The following is a 21,132-nucleotide window of genomic DNA, read 5'->3' as shown; positions in this document are numbered from 1 at the left end:
CTCAGTTGTTCTCCGCGTACGAGGCGCTGAGCTCTTCGATGATCGTGTCGAGTCCCTGACCGCTGAGCTTCTCGATCGCGTCCTCGTATCCGGCCATGTCGATCTGGCCGACCATGTACTTGTTGTACGCGTCGTTCGCGGCCTGCTGGATCGTCGACCAGCTCTGATCGAACGCGTCGGACGACAGCGGCAGCGAGGGATCGATGACGGCGAACTCGGCGTTCTCGGCCATCTTCTCGTTGCCCTCGTCGACGTACGGCGTGGAGCTCTTGAACGTGGCCACGATGTCCGAAGGGCGAGACGAGTTGTACGGCTGGACCTCCTGCTCCCACCTCGGCTGATCGCTGATCGTGACGACATCGTCGGCGTCGACGGTGAAGTGCTCGTCCTCGATGCCGTTCGTCATGAGGGTGAACGCCTCCTCATCGAGCAGCTTGTCGATGAACGCGAGGATCCCCTTCAGCTCCGCTTCGTCCTTCACTTCGCTCGTCGACATCGCCAGCCAGCCGCCGAAGCCGCCGTTCGTGTCGGACAGGATGCGCCGCGGCACGTCCTCGTGCGTGATGTCGTTGATGAGCGCCCAGGCCATCGGGGTGTTCGGGTCGGCGCTGGTGGCGAGGTTCATGTAGTTCTTGGCCTCGAACAGGCCCGTCACGATGATGCCGCCCTTGCCCTGCGCGATGGCGTCCTGCTGGTTCTGCTTCTGCATCGTGACGAACTCGCCGTTGATCGCGCCCTGCTCGTACAGGCCGCGGTACCACTCCATGGCCTCCTTGAACTCGTCGGTCTGGAAGGTCGGGATGACCTCATCGTCCTCGACGACGAAGTTGTTGCCGGCACCGAAGTAGCCGGCCAGCGTCTTGAAGCCGAGCTTGAAGCTCTCCAGGCGGTCGATGAAGCCGGTCGTGTCGTTCTGGCCGTTGCCGTCGGGGTCCTGCGTCGCGAACGCGACGGCGACCTCGCCCAGCTCCTCGATCGTGTGCGGCGCCTCGAGTCCGAGGTTGTCGAGCCAGTCCTGACGCACCAGCACGCCGTAGCGGGCGATGGGCTTCTGCACCGGGACGCCGTAGAGCTTTCCGTCGACGCGCGCCGACGCGATCGTCTTCTCGTCGATCTTGGAGAGGTTCTCGTAGTCCTCGAGATACGGCTCGACATCCCAGAACTGTCCCGACTTCAGCGCCTGGCGGACAGAGGTGTTCGAGATGTTCGAGAGCGACGTGATGTCGGCCAGCGTGTCGGAGGCCAGCGCGGCGTTGATCTTCTCATCCTTGGAGGCATCCGGCACCCACTGGAACGTGAGATCCGTTCCGGTGAACTCCTCGAGCGCGGTCTGAATCGGACCGTCCGCCTCCGGAGTGGTGGGCGTGTGCAGCATCGCCATCCAGGTGATGCTCTCAGGAGTGTTCACATCCTCGTTGCTGCTCGCGGGTTCTCCCGACGAACCGCACGCAGTGAGCGCGAGCGATGCGATGGCGACGGAAGCGACGGCGATTCCGAGCCTGCTGTGGTTCCTCATTCTGATGTTCCTCTCGCAAGGTGGAGACGGGCCTGCGCGGTCACGCGAGCCCTGGGGGGTGAGGTCTGAGCGGCGGTGTCCGCGGCATCCGCGGCCAACTGGCCGAAGACGATGCGCGTGACGAAGCCGATGGCTGCCGCAGGGATGCCGATGCCGAACATGACCAGCAGCGGCAGGGCGAAGCTCGTCAGCAGCCACACGATCGCTGCGACCGCTGCGCCCGCGACGATGGTCCAGTGCAGTGAACCGATGCCGAGCATGAGGGCGGCGGCGATCTGACGCGGGATGCCGCGGACGTCGGTCGCCGCCATCACGGGGAAGACGTAGGCGGCGATGATGCCGATGACGACGAGGGCGGCGACGTTGCCGAACTGCAGCAACCACGTCGACGCGGCGAAGATGTTGGTGATGACGATGGCGGCCGCACCCGTGAGGATCCAGCCCATCGCAGCGGAGCGCCAGTAGTGGGTGCGGAAGTGACCGATGAACGCGCGGGTCACCGGGGGCGTCTCGCCGAAGCGGAACCAGCGATCGATGTACGCCGCGACCGCGTAGGACGCCGGTCCGATGCCGAAGACGACGAGCCCGAGCACGGTCGCCGCGATCCACAGCACGTTCAGGTAGGCGATCCGGTAGACGCCGCGCAGGAACAGGTTGATGCGCATGAAGCCCTCGAACGAGAACATCAGAACACGCCCTCCTCGCCGAATTTCTTCGCGAGCCTGTTGGCCATCAGCACGAGGATGAGTCCGACCAGACCCTTGAACAGGCCGACGGCGGTCGCGTAGCTGAGCTGTCCGTTCTGAATACCCGCCGTGTACACGTACGTGTCGAAGATCTCGCCGACCTCGCGGTTGAGCGAGTTCAACATGAGGAACATGTGCTCGAAGCCGAGCTCGAGGAAGTCGCCGATCGACAGAATGAACATCACGATGATGGTCGGGCGGATCGCGGGCAGGGTGATGTGCCAGGTCTGCAGCCAGCGTCCTGCACCGTCGATCTCGGCCGCTTCGTACAGCTGTAGGTCGACCGCGGTCATGGCGGCGAGGTAGATGATCGTTCCCCAACCGGCGCTCTTCCAGATCTCCTGGACCGTGTAGAGCGGTCGCAGCCAGTTCGGATCCGTCAGGAACGGCACCTCGTCGAACCCCCATGAGACGAGGAGGTTGTTGATGCCGCCGCCGTCGGTGGTCAGCAGCACGTAGAACAGCGAGACGACGATCACCCACGACATGAAGTGCGGCAGATAGATGACGGTCTGGATGCTGCGCTGGAAGACACGGGTTCGGACCTCGTTCAGAAGCAGCGCGAGGATGATCGGCACAGGGAACGCGAAGACCAGCAACAGCAGCGAGATGACCACCGTGTTGGTGAGCAGCATGATGAAGGTGTCTTCGGTGAAGAACCGGATGAAGTGCTCGAATCCGACCCACGGGCTGCCGCCGATGCCGCGGAACGGCGAGTAGTCCTGGAACGCGATGACCAGGCCGCCCATCGGCACGTACTTGAAGATGATGAAGTACACGATGCCGGGCAGTGCCATGAGGTACAGCGCCTTGTGCCGCCACATCTCCTGCCACCAGGGACGCCGACGCAACGGGGGAAGCGCGTCGCTCGTTTCGGGGGCGTCGGGCTGCGTGCTCTGGGTGGCTTCGAGCACGGTCATGCCTGCGTCCGCTTCACCGTGAGGTCGGTCACCATCGGGGGCCTCTTCCTGCGCTCATCATCGAGTTCCGGGGGCGGTCACCGCAGAGAAAACGCTTCTTCGGTAACCGGTTTCCCGAGACTAGCACGGGACGCGGTCGGCAACAACCGTTCGTTTCGACCGTGATCGAAGCGATTATCTACAACGTTATATAGGGCGGCGACCACTCGCTTCCTCATGACATGCCCTCGGCACGCGAGAATGGATGCTGTGACCCTCGCTCTCGAAATCGCCGTCCAGGACACAGCCGGTGTGCGCATCGCCCGCGAGGTGGGTGCGGAACGCGTCGAACTGACGCAGGGGCTCGCGCTCGGTGGACTCACCCCGTCGCCGGCGACGCTCGAACTCGCGCTGGCCGAAGCGGACGAGGAAGGGCCGGAGGTCCATGTGCTGGTCCGCCCGCGGGCCGGCGGCTTCCACTACGACCGGGACGAACTCGCACTGATCGAACGCGACGTGCGCTTCGCCGTCTCCGCGGGCGCTGCCGGCGTCGTGGTCGGCTGCCTCGATAGCGACGGCCGGCTCGATCTCGATGCGATGACCCGACTGGTGGATGCCGCGGGCGGCGCCGCCGTGACGCTGCATCGCGCGATCGATGTGACGGCGGATCCGGTCGCCACCATGCACGCGGCTCGGGGGCTGGGGCTCGACCGCATCCTCACGTCCGGCGGAGCGTCCGCGGCGATCGACGGCGTCGATGTCCTGCGTCGCCTGGTGGAGGAGGCCGGCCGCGGCATCCAGATCATGGCGGGCAGCGGAGTGGATGCGGCATCCGTCGCCGAGATCGTCGCGACCGGCGTCGATGCCGTGCATTTCTCCGCCAAGCGCACCGTCTCGGAGTCGACCGGCGTGCGGATGGGGTCGGCCGCCGACGGCGTCGGCGGGTACGAGGTCACCGACCGCGACGCCGCATTCGCGGTGCGGGCGGCGCTCGGGCTCTGACGCAGAGCGAGGCAGCGCCGTATACTCGCCATGGATAGCGATTGCCACAAGGGGGTCCGATGGGCAAGAAGTCTGCATCATCCGCGGTGTCTCGGTCTGTGACGCTCAGTGACGTCGCTCGGCTGGCCGGCGTCTCGCTGCCCACGGCGTCGCGCATCCTGAACCCCGGCGTGCGCGGCGCGACCCCTGGCACCCCGGAATCGCGTGCTCGCGTGCTCGACGCGGCCGAGCGGCTCGGGTACGTGGTCAACGCCGCGGCGCAGGCCACAGCGGCCGGCGCGAGCCGCGCCATCACGCTCATCGTCAGCGATCTCGACGACTTCGGCGCCACGACCATGATCTCGGGCGTGATGCACGCGGCCGAGTCGCGCGGCCTGTCGGTCTCGGTGCGGGCGACGCGGGACATCGAGCAGCGCGAGGTCGAGATCGTGTCGGCGCTGCGAGGAGAGCGGCACCGCGGTGTCATCGTCGCAGCCAGCCGTTCGAGCGACTTCGATCGCGAGGCGCGCATGTCGCAGGCGCTGCGCGCGCTGGAGGCGACCGGCACCCGCGTCGTCGTGATCGGTCGCAGCGAGCTGCCGTTCTCGTCCGTCGTCACCGACAATCGGGCCGCGGCCGCGGCCTTCGCCGAGCAGGTCTGCGCAGGTCGGACCGGTCGCATCATGGTGGTCGCCGGGCCCGCGGATCAGCTCACATCGCGCGACCGGCTCGCCGGCTTCATCGAAGGCGCCGCCAGGGTCGGTGCGACCGTGACGGATGAGGACATCCTGCACGAAGAGTTCAGTCGCGACGGCGGATTCCGTGCGGCGAGCATGCTCGTGGATCGAGGCGACGAACCGGTTCTCGTGGCGGCGATGAGCGACGCGATGGCCGTCGGATTCATCGCCGGTCTCCGGGAGCGCGGCATCGACGCGCGCGAGCGCTTCCCCGTCACAGGCTTCGACAACGTGCCCATGATCGGCGACCTGCTTCCTGAATTCGACACGGTGGCCGTGCCGCTGGAGCAGTTCGGCGAAGCGGCCGTCGGCCTCCTGCTCGAAGAGGGTGACGAACTGCGGCAGATCGTGCTCGAGGCCTTCCCGATCATCCACTCCCGGTCGCCGCGCGCCGCGCGCTGACCGCGGCCGGTGGTGGCGTCGACGGCACTTTCATGCACTAGAGTGGATAGCGCTTGCCACTCCGCTCGGACGGTCGCAGGCGCGAACTCGAAGAGGAGCCCGTCATCGCTGCAGTCAGGTCATCGACCGCACCCAGTCCCGCGTCGTCTCGCCTGGGCGTCCGACTCGAATGGAGCGAGGAGGAGCCGGTGCGCATCGCATGGGGCGACCAGCCCTGGTTGCGCCCCGCGCCGCTCGTGGAACTGTTCACGACGGCCGAGCAGCGTGCCCGCACCAGCGTCGGGTACGTGCGCTCCGCGGTCGGTGCGCGGCTGCGGTTGCGCGAGCTGGACGAGCAGGACGGCGTGCTGCTCATCCAGCAGCACGACGAGAAGTCCGGCCTGTCGGTGTTCACCGAGATCACGCGGGTCGAGAGCACCGGCCGATCCGCAGGATGGCGTGTGGTGCAGCGCATCCGCAACGAGGGCGCCGCGCCGATCGTGCTGACCGCACCGGTGATCGCGAGCATCGGCGTCGGCCGCAGCGAGGCCGACATCGCGCGGTTCGACCTCACGCAGGCCGACAGCGAATGGCTCGCTGAGGGCCGTTGGCGCACCGCGCCGCTGCGCGATGCGCTGCCCGATCTTCATCTCGACGCGCATGGCCAGGACGGACGCGGACGCTTCGCCAGGGCGAGCCGAGGTGGCTGGTCCACCGGCTCATCCGTGCCGGTCGGCGTGCTCGCCGACAGGCAGGATGCCGGCGCGATCGGCTGGCAGATCGAATCGAGCACTGGTTGGGTGTGGGAATTCACTCAGGGGCAGGACGGCGCGCTGCTGGCACTGTGCGGACCCACGGATGCCGAGCACGCGTTCGCCCATCGGCTCGAACCGGGGACGACGTTCGAGTCGGTGCCCGTCGTCGTGGTCGTCGCTGACGGCACGCGCGACGATGCGTTCGCGGCGCTCACCCGCACCCGCAGGGCGACCCTGCAGTGGACCGACGTCGATCGCGCCCAGCCCATCGTCTACAACGACTTCATGAACACGCTCATGGGCAACCCGTCCGCCGAGCGGCTGCATCCGCTGATCGATGCGGCATCGGACGCCGGCGCCGACGTGTTCTGCATGGATGCCGGGTGGTTCGCCCCTCTCGCGCTGGGGTCGGACTGGTGGTCGACGGTCGGCGAATGGCAGGAGGCGGCTGACCGCTACCCAGGTGGCGGGCTCGCGGACGTGTGCGACCGCATCCGCTCCACCGGCATGTCGGCCGGACTCTGGCTGGAGCCCGAGGTCGTCGGGATCGACAGCCCGCTCGCCGAGCGGCTGCCGGACGACGCGTTCCTGCAGCGCGGCGGTGTCCGGGTGCGCGAGGACCGCCGCTACCACCTCGATTTCCGGCATCCTTCCGTGCGCGCCCATCTGGATGCGACCGTCGACCGGCTGGTCCTCGAGTACGGCGTCACGTATCTCAAGCTGGATTACAACATCGATCCGGGGCCGGGGACGGACGTCGCCGCCGACGGGCCTGGCGACGGACTGCTGGGGCATGCCAGGGCGTACCGCGGCTGGCTGATCGGCCTGCGCCGACGGCATCCGGAACTGCTGATCGAGAACTGCGCCTCCGGGGCGATGCGCATGGACTACGCGCTCGTCGGCGTCGTGCACCAGCAGTCGACGAGCGACCAGCAGGATGCCGCGCATTACACGCCGATCGCGGCATCCGCTCCCGCTTGCGTGCTGCCGGAGCAGGCCGCGAACTGGGCGTATCCGAGCGCCGGGATGACCGAGGGGGAGACCGTCCTCACACTCGCGAACGGACTCGCCGGACGCCTCTACCTCGCCGGCTTCCTGCACGATCTCGCTCCGTGGCAGCGCGATCTCGTGCACGAGGCCGTGCAGCTGCACCGCGGCTGGCGCGATGATCTTGCTCGTGCTGTGCCGGTGTGGCCGCTGGGCCTTCCCGGCTGGCACGACGCGGTGATCGCGCTCGTCCTGCGCGACGAGGAGCGTGACCTCGTGGTCGTCTGGAACCGGGCGGATGCCGAGGTCGAGGTGCTTCTTCCCGGCGTGCGGGGCGCTGTGGAGGTCACGTTCCCCGCCTCGGCATCCGGCTGCGCGACCGCGAGCGAGGACGGGATGCGCGTGCGGCTGCCCGCAGGCCCCACCGCCCGCGTGCTCCGCGTCGTGCGCGAGCACTGAGGGACGCTGCCCTGACCCGAGGAGCCTCGGGTCAGGGCAGCGCGGACTCCGCGCGGGATGCCGGGTGAGCGAATCCGCGCCCGGCGGACCAGCGCTCGATCTCGTCGACGACGCTGCGACCCATGCGGACCAGCTCGTTTCCGGCGGAGCCCGCCAGATGCGGCGTCACGATCGCTCGGGGGTGGGCGTAGAGCGGATGCCCCGACGGCAGCGGCTCCTCCGGATCCGTGACATCGAGGATCGCGTACAGACGCCCGGCATCCAGCTCGTTCAGCAGGGCATCCTGATCGATCAGCGTGCCGCGCGCGGTGTTGATGACGGTGGCGTCGTCGGGGAGCGCTGCCAGGATCTCGGCCGAGACGAGCCCATCGGTCTCCGGCATCGCCGGCGCGTGGATGCTGAGGATCGATGACCGTTCGGCCAGCTCGGTCAGGGAGACAGCGGTCACCCCGAGGGCAGCCGCCTCGTCGGCGGACAGGAACGGATCGCTCACCAGCACCTCCAGGTCGAACGGGCGGAGCAGTTCGATCAGGATGCGACCCGTGCGGGAGGCTCCGACGAGGCCGACCGTGCGGCCGTGGTTGCCGATGTCCGGATAGTCCTGCTCGCGGTCGATGGGCGCCTGTTCGGCGCTGTACCGTCGGACGATCCACGGCAGCTGCTTGCCCGCCATGAGGATCGCGGCCAGCGTGTACTCGGCCACCGGGCGCGCGTTCGCGAGGCCGGCGGTGGATGCCGTGACGCCCCGGTCCCACGCGGTGGCGCTCAGCATTGCGCCGATCCCGCCGCCGGCGTGCGCCACGGCGCGCAGTCGCGGCATCCGATCCACTTCGTCGCGCGTGATCGGCGGAGTTCCCCAACCGGTGATGACGACCTCGATATCCGCCAGCGCGGCGTCGGTCTCGTGCGACCAGTCCGTGACGACGTCTGCCAGGTCGATCTCGAGCAGGGCTTCCAGGCGGGCCTGGTCCGCGGCGGAGAACAGCAGCGGCACGTTCTTCGGCTGCATCGCGATCCTGGCGCGCGGCTTCGTCATCGGACGACCACGGCGTCGAGGTCGGCCAGTGACCAGGAGTCGCGCCATTCGAGCTGAGCCTGACCGTCGCCGACGCGCATCGGCAGCCAGACGGCGCGGGAGTTCACCAGGTCGTCCGGCAGCCAGCGATCGCCGAGGTACACGTGTGCGAGACCGTTCGCGGTCTCGACCGGGAGCACGACGCTCACCTGGGAGTCGAACGTGTGGGAACCCTCCGGTGCGAACAGCCGCCACTCCGACCAAGGGCCGGCGAGCGATTCCGCCGTCGAGTAGCGGTTGTCGTTCGTGCTCCACCCGGTCAGATCGCTGCCGAACTGATAGTAGAGGCCATCGACCTTGACGACGGTCGGCGACTCGTAGCCGTGCTCCGCTCCCGGCTTCCGAGTGCTCGAGACCAGTTCCGCGACATCGAGGCAGTCCTCGGTGAGGCGGTAGACGTGCAGGCCGTTCGCACGGTCCTCGGACAGCAGGTAGGCGTCGCCGCCCTCCTGGTAGACGCCGATGTCCCGGCTCTGGTTGCCCATCGGGCGGCGGCTGCCGAGGTAGCGGTACGGGCCGGCGGGGGATTCGGCGATCGCCCATCCCACCTTGGCGTCGGAATAGTCCATCGCGTCGATGTGCAGCAGCATCACGAATCGCCCATCAGGGCGCGCGAGCACCTTCGGCCGCTCGACGATGCGGTCGGGGCCCAGTTCGCCGGTGCCGTCCTGGTCGCTCGCTGCGGTGAGGGCATCGCCCTCGTGACGCCAGGTGGCCAGATCAGCGCTGGAGTAGCAGGCCACCGCACGGAACCGGCTGCCGTCGTGCTTGTCCTCGCCCCACGCGTACCAGCGGTCGCCGATGCGGGTGATCCCGACGCCGTGCAGCTGCGCGACCTCGCCGTTCTCGTCGTGGAACACCTCGCCTGGGTGGATCTGATTCAACGGTCTGCCTCTCTGTCCGCCGTGCTCGGGTCGACGTGATCGTCGACCTCGAAGTAATCGAAGTCCGCGCTGAATCCTCCACCGCGGTAGTCGTCGACCCGGAGCCCGACGAAAGCGCCGGTGAAGCGCAGGGTGTCGTAGTCATCCGACAGCTTCGTCGCATCCAGAGGCTCGCCGAGCGGATGCCAGGTGCCGGCGTCCGCGCTCACGGCGAAGCGGAGCAGCGGACCGTCGAACTCGAGACGCAGATGCAGGTCGGGCCAGTCGTCCACGCCGATCGGGGCGCCGACCTGTCGCTCTGCGCCCCGATCGGATTCGATGAGCTCGACGATCCGGTGGCCGTCGTCATCGCACGTGACGCGTGCCAGCGCGTATCCGCGGGTGTCGTACCAGGCGGCCAGCGAAGCGGACTGCGACGGCTCGGTGGGGCGGGCGTCGATGCGGGTCTGCGCGCGGAGCACGGGTTGCGTGACGCGCTGTGCGAGGAACGCCTGATCGAAGAGCGACGTCGGCGAATGACGGGCCGTGAGTCGCAGCCATCCCGGTCGCGCGGCGACGTCGGCCCAATCGCGGTGTCCGCGGCGCAGGGTGAGGTAGCGAGTGCCATCGACGCCTGCGCCGAAGTCGTCCCGGATCTCGGCGCCGTTCACTTCGGCGCCCGAGCCGGGGACGACGACGCGTTCGCGGGCGCGGGTCGTCGTCAGCGGCATCCCGTCGTCATCCGCCAGGCGCAGCCAGCCGTCTTCGTTCCAGGTGACACGCTGCAGGCAGGTCTCCCGACCCGTGATGCCGTAGCGCTCTCCGTCGGCGCCGACGGTCACGCGCGAGGCCAGGTGCACGAGGTAGAGGCCGTCGTCGGTCTGCACGAGCTCGCCATGCCCCGCCTTCTGCAACGGAGCGTCCTGATCGTCGCGCGCCGTCAGCAGCGACTCCTGCGGATCGACCTCGTACGGGCCGAGCAGGTTCTCGCTGCGCGCCATCGAGATGCCGTGATTCCAGCCCGTTCCGCCCTGGGCGAGCATCAGGTGGTAGCGGCCGCCATGCCGATACAGGTTCGGGCCCTCGATCAGGTGATCGGCGGTGTGGATGAGGGTCGCCTCGCCGATCGGGCCGCGCTCGGCGTCCAGCTGCTGCACCTCGATGCCGGCGAAGCGTGCGCGGCCGGGACGCGGGTCCCACCGCAGTCCGACGATCCAGGTGCTGCCGTCGTCGTGGAACAGCGACGCGTCGAAGCCGCGACCGCCGATGTCGATCGGCGCCGACCACGGCCCGGTGGGCTCCGGCGCTGTGACGACGCGATTGGTGATGTCCTTGTACGGGCCGGATCGCGACCACACGATCGAGTACAGCAGCCAGAATCTGCCGTCGTGCCAGCTGAGCGACGGCGCCCAGATGCCGCCGGAGTCGGGTACCCCTGTCAGATCGAGTCCGTCGTTCTCGTCGAGGGCTCCGCCCAGCGGTTCCCACGTTGCGAGATCGCGCGAGCGGTGGATCGTGACGCCGGGGAACCACTCGAAGGTGCTGGTGGCGATGAAGTACTCGTCACCGCGTCGGGTGATCGACGGATCGGGGTGGAAGCCGGGCAGGATCGGGTTCCGCGCGATGGCGGGCGCGGAGCGCGCAGAGGCGGTCATCACCGGTCTCCTTCGACGTCGGGCATCCACAGACTGGATAGCGCTTGCCGACCAGCATAGTCGGTCGGAGGTGTTCGTGTGCCTGAGGGCGGCAGGGCCGCGCTTCTATCTCGAAATCATAACGTCTGTCGGCAATGTTTCGTGCGGTGCGGTGTTGACAGCGCTACTCTGCATCTGCATAGTGGAAAGCGGTATCCGGTCGACGCAGCGTTGCCGGGATCTCAAAGGAGAGGTACATGACTTCACGCAGGAAGTGGCTGGCGCTCGGACTCACGGCGACGGCGATCGCCGGACTCACGGCGTGCTCGAGCGGAGCCGAGACTCCGGCGGCCGGCGACAGCGACGGACCCGTCACCATCGAGGTGTGGGGCTGGAACGCCGAGACCGGCGAGCAGATCGCGGACGCCTTCAACGACGCGCAGGACGATGTGAAGGTGAAGTACGTCCTGCAGGCGAGCAACACCGCCACGCAGACGAATTTCCGCAACGCCTTCGAGGCCGGCAACGATCTGCCGTGCCTGGTGCAGGGCTTCGCGCCGCTGACCACGATGGTCGTCAACGGCTGGGCCTCGGACATCACCGACGTCGTCGAGAAGTCTGCCGACATCTACACCGAGGGCGCGCTCGCGGCGGCCGAGGTCAACGGGAAGTACTACGGGACGCCCTCCGGCTCGGACGGTCAGTTCCTCATCATCAACAAGGCCACGTACGACAAGTTCGGAGTCCCCGTTCCCGAGACGTGGGAGGACTTCATCGAGGCCGGACGGATCTTCCACGAGCAGGGCGTCGACGTCACGAACCTCGCGGGTGAGGACCCGAGCCCGCTGCTCAACCTCGTGCAGCAGGCGGGCGCGGAGTGGTTCGCGATCGACGGCGACGAGTGGGTCGTCGATCTGACCAGCGACGAGAGCCTCGCCGGAGCCGACGTGATCCAGCAGCTGATCGACGGCGACTACGTCTCGAACCAGACCTACCAGGACCGACCGGCGCTCTACGCGTACTTCGATTCAGGGAACATGGCGTCCACCACCACGCAGTGGTGGTCCCTGGGCGGCATGGCGACGAACTTCAGCGCCAGCCTCGGCAGCTGGGAGGCCGCGCCCACTCCGCAGTTCGCGGATGCCGAGGAGCCGGTGACCCCCGGCCGCACGATGCCGTCCTTCGTGCCGACCGGCTGCGAGAACCCCGAGGCTGTCATGGCATTCGTCGACTGGCTCGCCACCGACGACGGCATCCAGGCCGGGCGCAACGAGGAGACCGGGGCCATCGGCTTCCCGACGCAGATCCCCGACCCGTCGGCCTACGTCGACGAGGTCATCCCGGAGGGCTTCTTCAACGATGCCGACAAGGCAGCGGAAGAGATCGTCTTCGCGCAGGAGCACGTGATCGGCAAGTTCGAGATGGGCCCGAACTACGACGCGTGGTTCCCCGAGCTGCAGGACCAGTGGGGCAAGGCCGTCGCCGGCCAGATCACCGTGGCCGAGGCGCTGCAGGGCACGGAGGACTTCATCGCCTCCGATCTCGACAGCAAGGGCATCGACTACACGGTCGAGTGACCAGAGCCGGCGGGGAAGCAACAGGGAAAGAGAACGAGAGACGAGGATGTCCACGATGACGACCGCACCAGTGGTGACGGACCGCGCGGCCGAGAGCGGATCCGGTGGCCGAGCACCGGCGCCGACCCCTCGGCGGCGCATGACGTGGCGCACTCTTCAGAAGCTCAAGGGCGCATCTCTCAGCTTCCCCTTCCTCGCCGGCTTCGGCCTGTTCACCCTCGTCCCCGTGATCATGGCGATGTCCGAGTCCGTGTTCCGCACGCAGTCGGACGGCGGGCTCGGATTCGGCGAGAAGTCGACCGTGTTCGTCGGGTTCGAGAACATCGCCGAAGCGGCGGTCGATCCGGTGTTCTGGTCCGGCATGGGGCGGGTGTTCGTCTACGCGATCGTCATCGTGCCGCTCACCCAGGTCGTCAGTCTCGCCATGGCGCTGCTGCTGGATGCCGTGCGTCGCCGCACGGCATCCCGCTTCCGCGTCATGCTGCTGCTGCCGTACATGGTCCCCGGCATCGTCGCGACGATGGTCTGGATCTTCCTCTACAGCCCCGTCGTCGGCCCCATCACGAAGTTCTTCGAGCTGTTCGGATTGCACGTCGACTTCTTCTCGGGCGAGATGATCTGGGTCTCGATCGGCAACCTCGCCATCTGGGGTGCGATCGGCTTCAACATGCTGATCCTGTACGGCGCTCTGCAGGCGGTGCCGCCCGAGATCTTCGAGGCGGCGCGCATCGACGGGGCATCCGAATTCCGCATCGCTCTGTCGATCAAGGTGCCGTACGTCCGAGGCTCGCTGGTGCTGACCTCGCTGCTCGCGATCATCGGCACCCTGCAGCTGTTCAACGAGCCGCTGCTGTTCCGCGCAGTGACCCCCGAGACGATCACGAAGGACTTCACCCCGGCGATGATGATCTACAACCAGGCGTTCCAGGTCGGCGACGTCAACTACGCCACCGCGCTGTCGATCATCCTCGCGCTGGTCATCGGCGTCGCGTCGGCGATCATGTACCGCCTCACGAACCGGAAGGATGCCGACGCATGAGCGCGCAGACGATGGCCGCCGTCGAGGCGGAGGTGCTGGAGGATCGTGCGGCGAAGACGCGGACGCCTCGTGCGCCCCGAACCCGCCGTCGCCCAGGAGCCGGCGAGGTGCGCGGCGCTTCGCGCTGGTTCGTCCTCGGTGTTCTCGTGCTGCTCGCGGTATATGCCGTCGGGCCGCTGTGGTGGCTGATCGTCGCGGCCACCAAGGCCGAGGGGCAGCTCTACACGACCAATGGTCTGTGGTTCGCCGACTTCAACCTGTTCGAGAATCTGGGCAACCTGTTCACGTACCAGAACGGCATCTTCGGCGTCTGGCTGTGGAACACCGTGGTGTACTCCGGCATCAGTTCGCTGGGTGTGACCCTCGTCGCGCTCGCCGCCGGCTACTCGCTGGCGATGTACCGCTACCGCGGTCGAGGCGTGACCATGGGCCTCATCATTGCGTCCTTCCTCGTGCCGGGAAGCCTCATGATCGTTCCCTCGTTCGTGCTGTTCACCAAGCTCGGCATGTACGACACGATCTGGGCGATGATCCTCCCCGGCATGTTCGGGTCGTTCTTCGTCTACCTCGCCAAGGTCTACGCCGAGGGCGCCGTGCCGCACGAGCTCCTCGAGGCGGCGCGCATCGACGGAGCCGGTGAGTACCGGATCTTCTTCTCGATGGGTCTGCGCCTGATGGGAACCGCCGGCGCCACGATCTTCCTGCTGCACTTCGTCGGCTCGTGGAACAGCTTCATGTGGCCGCTGGTGTTCCTCAAGGGCGTCGAGAAGTGGCCGGTCATGCTCGGTCTGTACTCCTGGCTGCAGCGCGGCGTGGACAGCACGGTCGATCTCACGGGGCTCACGATCACCGGCGCGGTCATCTCGACGATCCCGATGATCATCATGATGATCTCCATGCAGCGCTACTGGCGCTCGGGTGTCACCCTCGGAAGCCTCAAATAACAGCATCCCCACCCGCAGATCCCTCAGCATCCCCGACGAAGGAGTCCAACGGATGTCTCTCACGCGTGCCCGCACCAGCTCTCTGATCACCATCGCGACGATGGTCGCCGTCCTGCTCGTCCCGGTCGGGTCGACCGCGGCATCCGCCGCCGAACCCGAGCCGGTCACCATCACCGAGACCGTCAGCGAGGCCGGGTTCACGCATCCGGGCATCGGCGTCTCCGCCGACCGACTGCTGAACGCCCGCGACATGGTCGAGGAGGGCGCCGAGCCGTGGGCGTCGTACTACGCGGCGATGGCGGCGACGAAGTACGCATCGACCACGGTGCGCTCCAGCAACGCCGGGGCCGACCTCGATCGACCGGCGAACCCCGCGTTCGATTCGAAGGGCGTGCAGAGCAAGCTCATCCAGGATGCCTTCGCCGCCTACACCCAGGCGATCATGTACGTGCTGACGGGCGACCCGGTGCACCGTGAGAACGGCATGCGCATCATCCGGATCTGGTCGCACATGGATCCGCAGCGCTACGCGTACTACGCGGACGCGCACATCCATTCCGGCGTCCCACTGCAGCGGCTGCTGATGGCGGCCGAACTGTTCCGCGCATCCTCCTACGACGCCGAGTACGCCGCGTACGACCTGGCCTGGCACGAGGACGACACCGCGAACCTGACGGCGAACCTGATCGAGCCGATGACCGCGACGTTCCTGCACATGAACAACCGGTACATGAATCAGCACCTGTATCCGCTGGTCGGCGCCACGGCGGGCTACATCTTCACGGATGACCGGGAGAGCTACGAGGAGGCCGTCGAGTGGTTCACGGTGAACTCGACGACCGATCGGCCGGAGCAGAACGGCGCGATCGCGGCGCTCTATCCGCGTATCGCCGCGGACGACCCGCTCAACCCCTACGGCTACGACTTCGTCCAACTGCAGGAGATGGGCCGCGACCAGGCGCATGCGTGGGACGACGTGAGCATGACCGGAGTCCTGGCGCGGATGCTGACGGTGCAGGGCACCACGGTCGACCCGGTCGACGGCACGGCATCCGTCGACGATGACGCCGTCTCGCCGTACGACTTCCTCAACCAGCGCATCCTCGACGGCGCCAACTCGTTCGTCGGATACATGCTCGGTCACGACGTCCCGTGGATCGACACCACCGGTGGTGCCGGTCGCATCTCCGAGGCCTACCGCGGCCGCCTGTTCAACCCGATCGATGAGCTCTACACCGTGTACCGGTACGACCTCGGCGTGGACGTCGAGCAGGAGGCACCGCATCTCGCCACGCTGCATGAGCAGGCCGACGGGCCGGATCACTTCTGGGGCACAGGGCGTGTGAGCTGGTGGGACCCGAACCCCGACTACGCGCCGGATTACTGGCTGTCCCTGCCGCCTGAGGCCGCCGAGCCCAGGCCTGTGGCGACGGATGCCGCGGTGCAGTTGGAGACGCGCAGCGTTCCGATCTCCGGATCGTCGACCGTGAAGTCCAAGGACGGCACCGGCTTCGTTCGCGTCGAGGAGTCCGGTGAGGACGCCACGATCGCGGTGCGGACACTCCTCTATCCGACCAGGGACGGTTACAGTCCGGTCGGAGTCCGGGTGCGGACGAAGGGCACCGCGACGCTCGAGGTGCGCAAGAGCATGGAGCTCGAGCCCTACCGCACGGTCCCGCTGCCGGACACCCGAGGAGAGTGGGCGACCGTCACGTACGACATGGACATCGCCCAGCTCCCCGGCAGCACGGCGGGCGCGAACCTGGCCTATTACACCGTCACCGACCATCGCGAGGGCCGGGTCGATCTGGACCACGTCGTGCTGAACGCGAAGGACGAGTTCGACATCCCGGTGTTCGACGCAGGGGAGCGGCAGAGCCCGATCGCCGTCGCCGGTGCCGAGTTCACGCGCAGCTACCCGGCATCCGCTCCGGGAGGGACGACCGTGGCATACGCGGCCGACGGCCTTCCGAGCGGCGCGCAGGTGGACGCCGTAACAGGAGAGCTGCGCTGGACGCCGGGTGGCGACCAGACGGGGGAGCACGCGGTCACGGTGTGGGCGCAGGCCGGTGCGGTCGTCGACGCGCTGACTCTCGACGTCCGCGTCGCGGCCTCCCGCGAGGACGCGGTCGCGCTGGCGCTGGACGGCTACGACGATGCCGTCGTCTACACGAGCAGCACACGGGCGGAGTTCGAAGCGGTCAGGCAGGCGACAGCGGATGCCGTGGCGAGCGCCTCCGATGCGCAGTTCCACGAGCAGCTCGCGCTCCTGCAGACAGCGGTCGAGGGGCTGCGAGAACTCACCCCGCACATGGGCGACGACGGATCGTTCGACTACCGGGGCCTGATCGCCAACCAGCCGGCGGTCGCCGTCGCCAACCTCCTGGACGGCGACTTCACGACGACGAGCGGCGACCTGCGTGCGCCTTATGTGCTCGACTTCGGCAGCGGCTACGCGGTGTCGGCCGAGGCGATCGGGCTGCAGGCGCGGTTCGGCTTCGCCAACCGCTCGGAGGGCGCGAACGTCTACGGCTCGGATGACGGGCTCACGTGGACGCTGCTCACGACGCGCGAGACGACGAACACGACGGATGCCGGTCACGCCATCGAGACGATCCCGGTGGTCGAGGAGCTGCGGGGTGAGACCTGGCGGTATCTGAAGGTGCAGGTGGACCACCCCGGCACCCCCACCGATCCCGCGTATCCGGGCATCTCGTCGTTCAGCGAGATCCGCATCCACGGCGAACGTCACGAACTCGCGCAGGCGATCAGCGCGGTCTCGCTGTCGTCGAGCAATGCGGATCCCGGGACGGCGGTCAACGGCGACACCGTGACGCTCGCCGTCGTCGGCTCCGAGCCGCTGTCGGAGGTCTCGGCATCCATCGAGGGCGTGCCGGTCGACGCGACCAGCGCCGACGGGCTGACCTGGACGGCCGAGGCCGTCCTGCCGGACGACGTCGGGTTCGGGCGCGACCTCGTGTTCTCGGTCGGCTATGTCACGGCGGACGGCCGGGTGGGAGCCGCGCTCACTGCGACCACAGACGGCTCGGCACTCGCGCTGTGGAACACGCACGTCAGCGGGATCGAGGTGCAGCGCGAGTGGGTGGACGCGTCGACGCCGCCGTGGCCCGGGAGCACCGGGACGACCCAGGACAACGCCTGGCGGATGTTCGACGGCGATCCGGCGACGGCCACAGACCTCACAGCGGGAACGGGCTGGGTGACCATCGCACCACCGGAACCCGTCGCCGTCGATCTCGTGACGGTGACACCGCGGGCCAGTCATCCGACGCGGACGAACGGCACGGTGCTGCAGGGGTCGGACGACGGCGGGGCCACGTGGCACACGGTCGTCACCTTCTCGGGGTTCTCGGGCCCAGCGCCGATCACCTTCGCGCTGGAGCAGGAGGCGTCGTACGCCCTGTTGCGGGTGCTCGACGAGCACGGCGGCAACCTCAACGTGGCCGAGGTGCGCCTGCTGCATGATGACCGCTGAGGTCCTGCCGTCGGTAGTGTGGGGGTCGTGACGGATACGCGGGAGTACACGGATGCCCACGGCATCACGATCGTCTACGACGTCCATCCGGCCGAAGGGCAGCTGCGCGGCGTCGTGCAGCTCCTGCACGGCGTCGGCGAGCACGCCGGACGCTACGGCGAACTGATCGGGGCCCTGAACCGCGCCGGCTTCGTCGTCTACGCCGACGACCATCGAGGGCACGGACGCACAGGGATGCGCCAGCACGAGGATGCCGCCAAGCTCGGCCGACTCGGCAAGGGCGGCCTGCACGCGGCGAAGAACGCGATCTGGCAGCTCACCGGCATCATCCGCGACGAGAATCCGGACCTGCCGCTCGTGCTTTTCGGTCACTCGTGGGGGTCGTTCCTCGCGCAGATGCTCGTGAACGATCATCCGGAGGCGTGGGATGCCGTCGTGCTGTCGGGTTCGGCGCTGCGGACGCCGCTGATGCTCAACGCCGCGCCGCTCAACGCGCGGTGGGAGGGCGAGAACGCCACCGGGTACGAATGGCTCAGCCGTGATGCCGCCGTGTGGGAGGAGTTCGACGCGGATCCGCTCACCACCAACGTGCCGCTGCTGAAGCTGTTCGGCCCGATCGAGTCGCTGAAACTGTACGGCCGGCCGAAGAAGCACCTCGGCCGTGACATCCCGATGCTGCTGATGGTCGGCCGCGACGACGCGGTCGGCGGACCTCGGAGCGTGCACCGCCTCGCCGACGAATACCGGGAACGGTCCGGTCTCACGGACGTCACGACGCTCGTCTACCCCGACGCGCGTCACGAGATCTTCAACGAGCTGCAGCAGGGCGCGGTCCGCGCCGATCTGCTCGCCTGGCTCGACAAGCACATCCCCTCCCGAGGCTGAGCCCCACGCCCGTCCGCATGGGCAGATCTCCCCATCGCGGGCACGCGTTCGGCCCCCATAGGGTTGCCGAGGAGGTTGCCGCCGTATGGGGATGATGTTGCCGAATGAGCTTGTCTGGGTGATGGAGAAGCTGGGGTTCGAGTGGCCGGACATCGATGAGGATGAGGTCACGAAGGGTGCCGCGCTGGTGCGGAACTTCGGGTCGGATCTGGAGGGTGTGATCCAGGCGATCGATCGGAAGATGAACGGGGATCTGACCGGGTCGCTGATGGGTAAGACGGGTCCGGCGACGATGAGCGCGTGGAACACGAACCGGTCGCAGAATCTGCAGAAGCTGATCGACATCATGCCTCCGGCCGCGACCGCGATGGATGTCGGCGCGGCGGCGATCCTGGGCTTGAAGATCAAGGTGATCGTGGATGTGACCACGACGCTGGCGTCGTTGCTGCTGATGCTGACGAACCCGATCACGGCGGCCGGGGCGGGGCCGATGCTGATCATCAAGAAGAAGCTGCTGAACGCGGCGGTGGACATCGTGATCGAGCAGTTGTTGAACCAGTTGGCTCCGATGGCGATCGAGCCGTTGGCGGAGCAGCTGCCCGCGGCCATCGACTGGATCCTGGACTCCCCGATGGTGGAGTCCACCGCGGGTGACTCGGATGAGTTCCATGCGGACCTGGCGGCGTTGGAGGAGGCGCAGTCGACGATGAAGCTGCACGGCGCCGACATCCAGACGCTGACGTCGACGTTCTTCGCCGAGTTCTCCGCCCTCGACTTCGGAGGAGACGACTGATGAGCGCGATCAAACCCATCATCCGCGAACTCAAGGACGCCGCGCTCAAGGGCGCCTCGTCAGCGAAGGACAAACTCCACCGCCTCGCCGACAACCTCGACGAGCACTTCGACACCGTCATCCGCGAAGTCCGCGACCAGGACAAATTCGATGGTCCGGGTGGCAACGGTGGGTCGGGCGGATCGGGCGGATCGAACGTCCCGGACGGGCCGGACGGGCCCGGGATGCACCCCACGGGGGACGCAGGCGACCGCCCGCACTACAGTCATGGTGTTCGCTTCTTCGGCGCGGACCAGCTCAAGTACTACACACGCGATGGTGCGACACTCGGTCGTGATGGCAGTGCGGTGTTCATGATGCCCGCGGACGACGCCGTCAATGTGGGCAGTCACATGGACGCTGCGATCGAGAGCGGGCTGGCGCCGAATGTCACAGAGGCGGCTCTGAGAGGACAGCCCGTCTACGGAGCGATGATCCCGGTTGATCATCTGCCGCAGCGGCTGCCTACCGCCGAGGACGCTGGAGGATTCCCGCACTACCTGCCCGGTGGTCACACCGCAGTGAATATCGATGGCGTGCACTATCCGAACGCGACGCGCGAGTTCGTCGTAGACGGAGGCACCCCGCTTCCGGCGGGAACAGTTGTCTTCGAGCTGGGCCCGACGGGGACCTGGGATATTCTGGGCATCTATGGTTGACGACACCTCCCCTGAGCCCTCTCAGATCGAGCTGCTCGCACTCACCGCCGAGCGCGGCGGACAGGCAGAGCATGATGCGCTCATCAATGCGTTCCTTGACGCGATCGTCGTCGTTCCGAGCGGAAACGATCCCAGCCAGGGTGCGTTCGAACCTGTGATGGTCGACATCGACGGCACGTCGCACATGCTGGTCGGTGACACGCTGGCCGCCGCGCTTGAGTCCTCGGAGCTTGCTCGTTTCGCGGTCTCCATGCGGGGGAGGGATGTCGTTCGCGGTCTGGCTCCGGGGCATGCGATCCTGGTCCGCACGCCGAAGACGGGATTCGCGATCGACGAGGCACTGCTCGCCGAGATCCGCGCGCAATGACAGAAGCGAACCCGTATCCCGGCGCATGCGACATCTGCGTCGGCTACTGGCGCACCTACGCCGACGACGCGCGGGCGGTGACGATCGGCGAGAGCGATGAGTTCATGGCCGAGGTCCGCCGATGCCGATTCTGCGGTACCTACTGGGAGGTCGGGGCGTTCAGCTACCCGAAGGTGCTCACGCGCGAAGAGGCGCTCCGCGAGCTTCCGGACCTCGATGAGCTCGAAAGTGCTCTCGGCGTCGATTTCCCGGATCCGCCGTCCGGCGGGTGACGAGGAGGCCGCTTCCACGCCGCCCGGC

The 21,132-nt window shown here is 67.6% G+C and carries 18 protein-coding genes; 12 read left to right on the top strand and 6 right to left on the bottom strand.

Annotated features, from left to right (window positions below):
* Position 1: 1 nt before the first annotated feature.
* Genes AC3ANJ_RS16210 through AC3ANJ_RS16200 form a run of 3 tightly spaced genes read right to left on the bottom strand, consistent with a single transcriptional unit; the run spans position 2 to position 3,182 of the window.
* On the bottom strand, positions 2-1,516 hold the full coding sequence (locus AC3ANJ_RS16210) for an extracellular solute-binding protein (RefSeq protein WP_488317189.1): 1,515 nt from the start codon (positions 1,514-1,516) through the stop codon (positions 2-4).
* Positions 1,513-2,202: a YesL family protein gene (locus AC3ANJ_RS16205; RefSeq protein ID WP_488317188.1), complete on the bottom strand. Its 690-nt coding sequence runs from the start codon at positions 2,200-2,202 to the stop codon at positions 1,513-1,515. Before AC3ANJ_RS16205 ends, AC3ANJ_RS16210 begins: the two co-directional genes overlap by 4 nt.
* Positions 2,202-3,182: an ABC transporter permease gene (locus AC3ANJ_RS16200; protein ID WP_488317187.1), complete on the bottom strand. Its 981-nt coding sequence runs from the start codon at positions 3,180-3,182 to the stop codon at positions 2,202-2,204. The genes AC3ANJ_RS16205 and AC3ANJ_RS16200 overlap by 1 nt, the downstream gene beginning before the upstream one ends.
* 240 nt (positions 3,183-3,422) lie before the next feature.
* Between AC3ANJ_RS16200 and AC3ANJ_RS16195 the strand changes: the two genes are divergently transcribed.
* The 3 genes from AC3ANJ_RS16195 (at position 3,423) to AC3ANJ_RS16185 (ending at position 7,461) form a co-directional block, all read left to right on the top strand.
* Complete coding sequence (locus AC3ANJ_RS16195; protein ID WP_488317186.1) at positions 3,423-4,163, top strand: copper homeostasis protein CutC; 741 nt, start codon at positions 3,423-3,425, stop codon at positions 4,161-4,163.
* A gap of 59 nt (positions 4,164-4,222) precedes the next feature.
* Positions 4,223-5,281: a LacI family DNA-binding transcriptional regulator gene (locus AC3ANJ_RS16190; protein ID WP_488317185.1), complete on the top strand. Its 1,059-nt coding sequence runs from the start codon at positions 4,223-4,225 to the stop codon at positions 5,279-5,281.
* Positions 5,282-5,469: 188 nt separating this feature from the next.
* Positions 5,470-7,461, top strand: a complete 1,992-nt coding sequence (locus tag AC3ANJ_RS16185) for a glycoside hydrolase family 36 protein (RefSeq protein WP_488317184.1) — start codon at positions 5,470-5,472, stop codon at positions 7,459-7,461.
* A gap of 31 nt (positions 7,462-7,492) precedes the next feature.
* On the opposite strand, the gene AC3ANJ_RS16180 is transcribed toward AC3ANJ_RS16185, so the two are convergent.
* Genes AC3ANJ_RS16180 through AC3ANJ_RS16170 form a run of 3 tightly spaced genes read right to left on the bottom strand, consistent with a single transcriptional unit; the run spans position 7,493 to position 11,054 of the window.
* Positions 7,493-8,497 carry a hydroxyacid dehydrogenase gene (locus tag AC3ANJ_RS16180; RefSeq protein ID WP_488317183.1) on the bottom strand — a complete coding sequence of 335 codons (1,005 nt, stop codon included), beginning with the start codon at positions 8,495-8,497 and terminating at the stop codon, positions 7,493-7,495.
* Complete coding sequence (locus tag AC3ANJ_RS16175; protein ID WP_488317182.1) at positions 8,494-9,420, bottom strand: family 43 glycosylhydrolase; 927 nt, start codon at positions 9,418-9,420, stop codon at positions 8,494-8,496. The genes AC3ANJ_RS16180 and AC3ANJ_RS16175 overlap by 4 nt, the downstream gene beginning before the upstream one ends.
* Positions 9,417-11,054 carry a glycoside hydrolase family 43 protein gene (locus AC3ANJ_RS16170; RefSeq protein WP_488317181.1) on the bottom strand — a complete coding sequence of 546 codons (1,638 nt, stop codon included), beginning with the start codon at positions 11,052-11,054 and terminating at the stop codon, positions 9,417-9,419. The genes AC3ANJ_RS16175 and AC3ANJ_RS16170 overlap by 4 nt, the downstream gene beginning before the upstream one ends.
* 236 nt (positions 11,055-11,290) lie before the next feature.
* Between AC3ANJ_RS16170 and AC3ANJ_RS16165 the strand changes: the two genes are divergently transcribed.
* From AC3ANJ_RS16165 to AC3ANJ_RS16125, 9 genes are all read left to right on the top strand, one after another.
* Positions 11,291-12,610, top strand: coding sequence for an ABC transporter substrate-binding protein (locus AC3ANJ_RS16165; protein ID WP_488317180.1), 1,320 nt, complete (start codon positions 11,291-11,293; stop codon positions 12,608-12,610).
* A gap of 55 nt (positions 12,611-12,665) precedes the next feature.
* Positions 12,666-13,649 (top strand): carbohydrate ABC transporter permease, encoded by a 984-nt coding sequence (locus tag AC3ANJ_RS16160; RefSeq protein WP_488317179.1) that lies wholly within the window; start codon positions 12,666-12,668, stop codon positions 13,647-13,649.
* Positions 13,646-14,593, top strand: a complete 948-nt coding sequence (locus tag AC3ANJ_RS16155; RefSeq protein WP_488317178.1) for a carbohydrate ABC transporter permease — start codon at positions 13,646-13,648, stop codon at positions 14,591-14,593. Before AC3ANJ_RS16160 ends, AC3ANJ_RS16155 begins: the two co-directional genes overlap by 4 nt.
* A gap of 52 nt (positions 14,594-14,645) precedes the next feature.
* The gene (locus AC3ANJ_RS16150; protein WP_488317177.1) at positions 14,646-18,089 is read left to right on the top strand and encodes a putative Ig domain-containing protein; all 3,444 of its coding nucleotides are present in this window, start codon (positions 14,646-14,648) and stop codon (positions 18,087-18,089) included.
* Between the two features lie 27 nt (positions 18,090-18,116).
* The gene (locus AC3ANJ_RS16145) at positions 18,117-18,974 is read left to right on the top strand and encodes an alpha/beta fold hydrolase (protein WP_488317176.1); all 858 of its coding nucleotides are present in this window, start codon (positions 18,117-18,119) and stop codon (positions 18,972-18,974) included.
* A gap of 121 nt (positions 18,975-19,095) precedes the next feature.
* Complete coding sequence (locus AC3ANJ_RS16140) at positions 19,096-19,767, top strand: WXG100-like domain-containing protein (RefSeq protein ID WP_488319297.1); 672 nt, start codon at positions 19,096-19,098, stop codon at positions 19,765-19,767.
* Positions 19,767-20,465: a hypothetical protein gene (locus tag AC3ANJ_RS16135; protein ID WP_488317175.1), complete on the top strand. Its 699-nt coding sequence runs from the start codon at positions 19,767-19,769 to the stop codon at positions 20,463-20,465. The genes AC3ANJ_RS16140 and AC3ANJ_RS16135 overlap by 1 nt, the downstream gene beginning before the upstream one ends.
* A complete protein-coding gene (locus AC3ANJ_RS16130; protein WP_488317174.1) occupies positions 20,458-20,832 on the top strand; it encodes a hypothetical protein in 375 nt (124 codons plus the stop codon). Before AC3ANJ_RS16135 ends, AC3ANJ_RS16130 begins: the two co-directional genes overlap by 8 nt.
* Positions 20,829-21,104 (top strand): hypothetical protein, encoded by a 276-nt coding sequence (locus AC3ANJ_RS16125; protein ID WP_488317173.1) that lies wholly within the window; start codon positions 20,829-20,831, stop codon positions 21,102-21,104. Before AC3ANJ_RS16130 ends, AC3ANJ_RS16125 begins: the two co-directional genes overlap by 4 nt.
* Positions 21,105-21,132 lie beyond the last annotated feature (28 nt).

It is taken from the genome of Microbacterium sp. STRO-1N, assembly GCF_057748015.1.
Note: the sequence above shows the minus strand (reverse complement) of the source record. Positions and strands in the feature narration are given on the sequence as shown.

Coding starts and splice junctions, on each gene's coding strand:
- AC3ANJ_RS16210 (WP_488317189.1), bottom strand. CDS start 1,516: ATGAGGAACCACAGCAGGCTCGGAATCGCCGTCGCTTCCGTCGCCATC.
- AC3ANJ_RS16205 (WP_488317188.1), bottom strand. CDS start 2,202: ATGTTCTCGTTCGAGGGCTTCATGCGCATCAACCTGTTCCTGCGCGGC.
- AC3ANJ_RS16200 (WP_488317187.1), bottom strand. CDS start 3,182: ATGACCGTGCTCGAAGCCACCCAGAGCACGCAGCCCGACGCCCCCGAA.
- AC3ANJ_RS16195 (WP_488317186.1), top strand. CDS start 3,423: ATGGATGCTGTGACCCTCGCTCTCGAAATCGCCGTCCAGGACACAGCC.
- AC3ANJ_RS16190 (WP_488317185.1), top strand. CDS start 4,223: ATGGGCAAGAAGTCTGCATCATCCGCGGTGTCTCGGTCTGTGACGCTC.
- AC3ANJ_RS16180 (WP_488317183.1), bottom strand. CDS start 8,497: ATGACGAAGCCGCGCGCCAGGATCGCGATGCAGCCGAAGAACGTGCCG.
- AC3ANJ_RS16170 (WP_488317181.1), bottom strand. CDS start 11,054: ATGACCGCCTCTGCGCGCTCCGCGCCCGCCATCGCGCGGAACCCGATC.
- AC3ANJ_RS16165 (WP_488317180.1), top strand. CDS start 11,291: ATGACTTCACGCAGGAAGTGGCTGGCGCTCGGACTCACGGCGACGGCG.
- AC3ANJ_RS16160 (WP_488317179.1), top strand. CDS start 12,666: ATGACGACCGCACCAGTGGTGACGGACCGCGCGGCCGAGAGCGGATCC.
- AC3ANJ_RS16155 (WP_488317178.1), top strand. CDS start 13,646: ATGAGCGCGCAGACGATGGCCGCCGTCGAGGCGGAGGTGCTGGAGGAT.
- AC3ANJ_RS16150 (WP_488317177.1), top strand. CDS start 14,646: ATGTCTCTCACGCGTGCCCGCACCAGCTCTCTGATCACCATCGCGACG.
- AC3ANJ_RS16140 (WP_488319297.1), top strand. CDS start 19,096: ATGGAGAAGCTGGGGTTCGAGTGGCCGGACATCGATGAGGATGAGGTC.
- AC3ANJ_RS16135 (WP_488317175.1), top strand. CDS start 19,767: ATGAGCGCGATCAAACCCATCATCCGCGAACTCAAGGACGCCGCGCTC.
- AC3ANJ_RS16130 (WP_488317174.1), top strand. CDS start 20,458: ATGGTTGACGACACCTCCCCTGAGCCCTCTCAGATCGAGCTGCTCGCA.
- AC3ANJ_RS16125 (WP_488317173.1), top strand. CDS start 20,829: ATGACAGAAGCGAACCCGTATCCCGGCGCATGCGACATCTGCGTCGGC.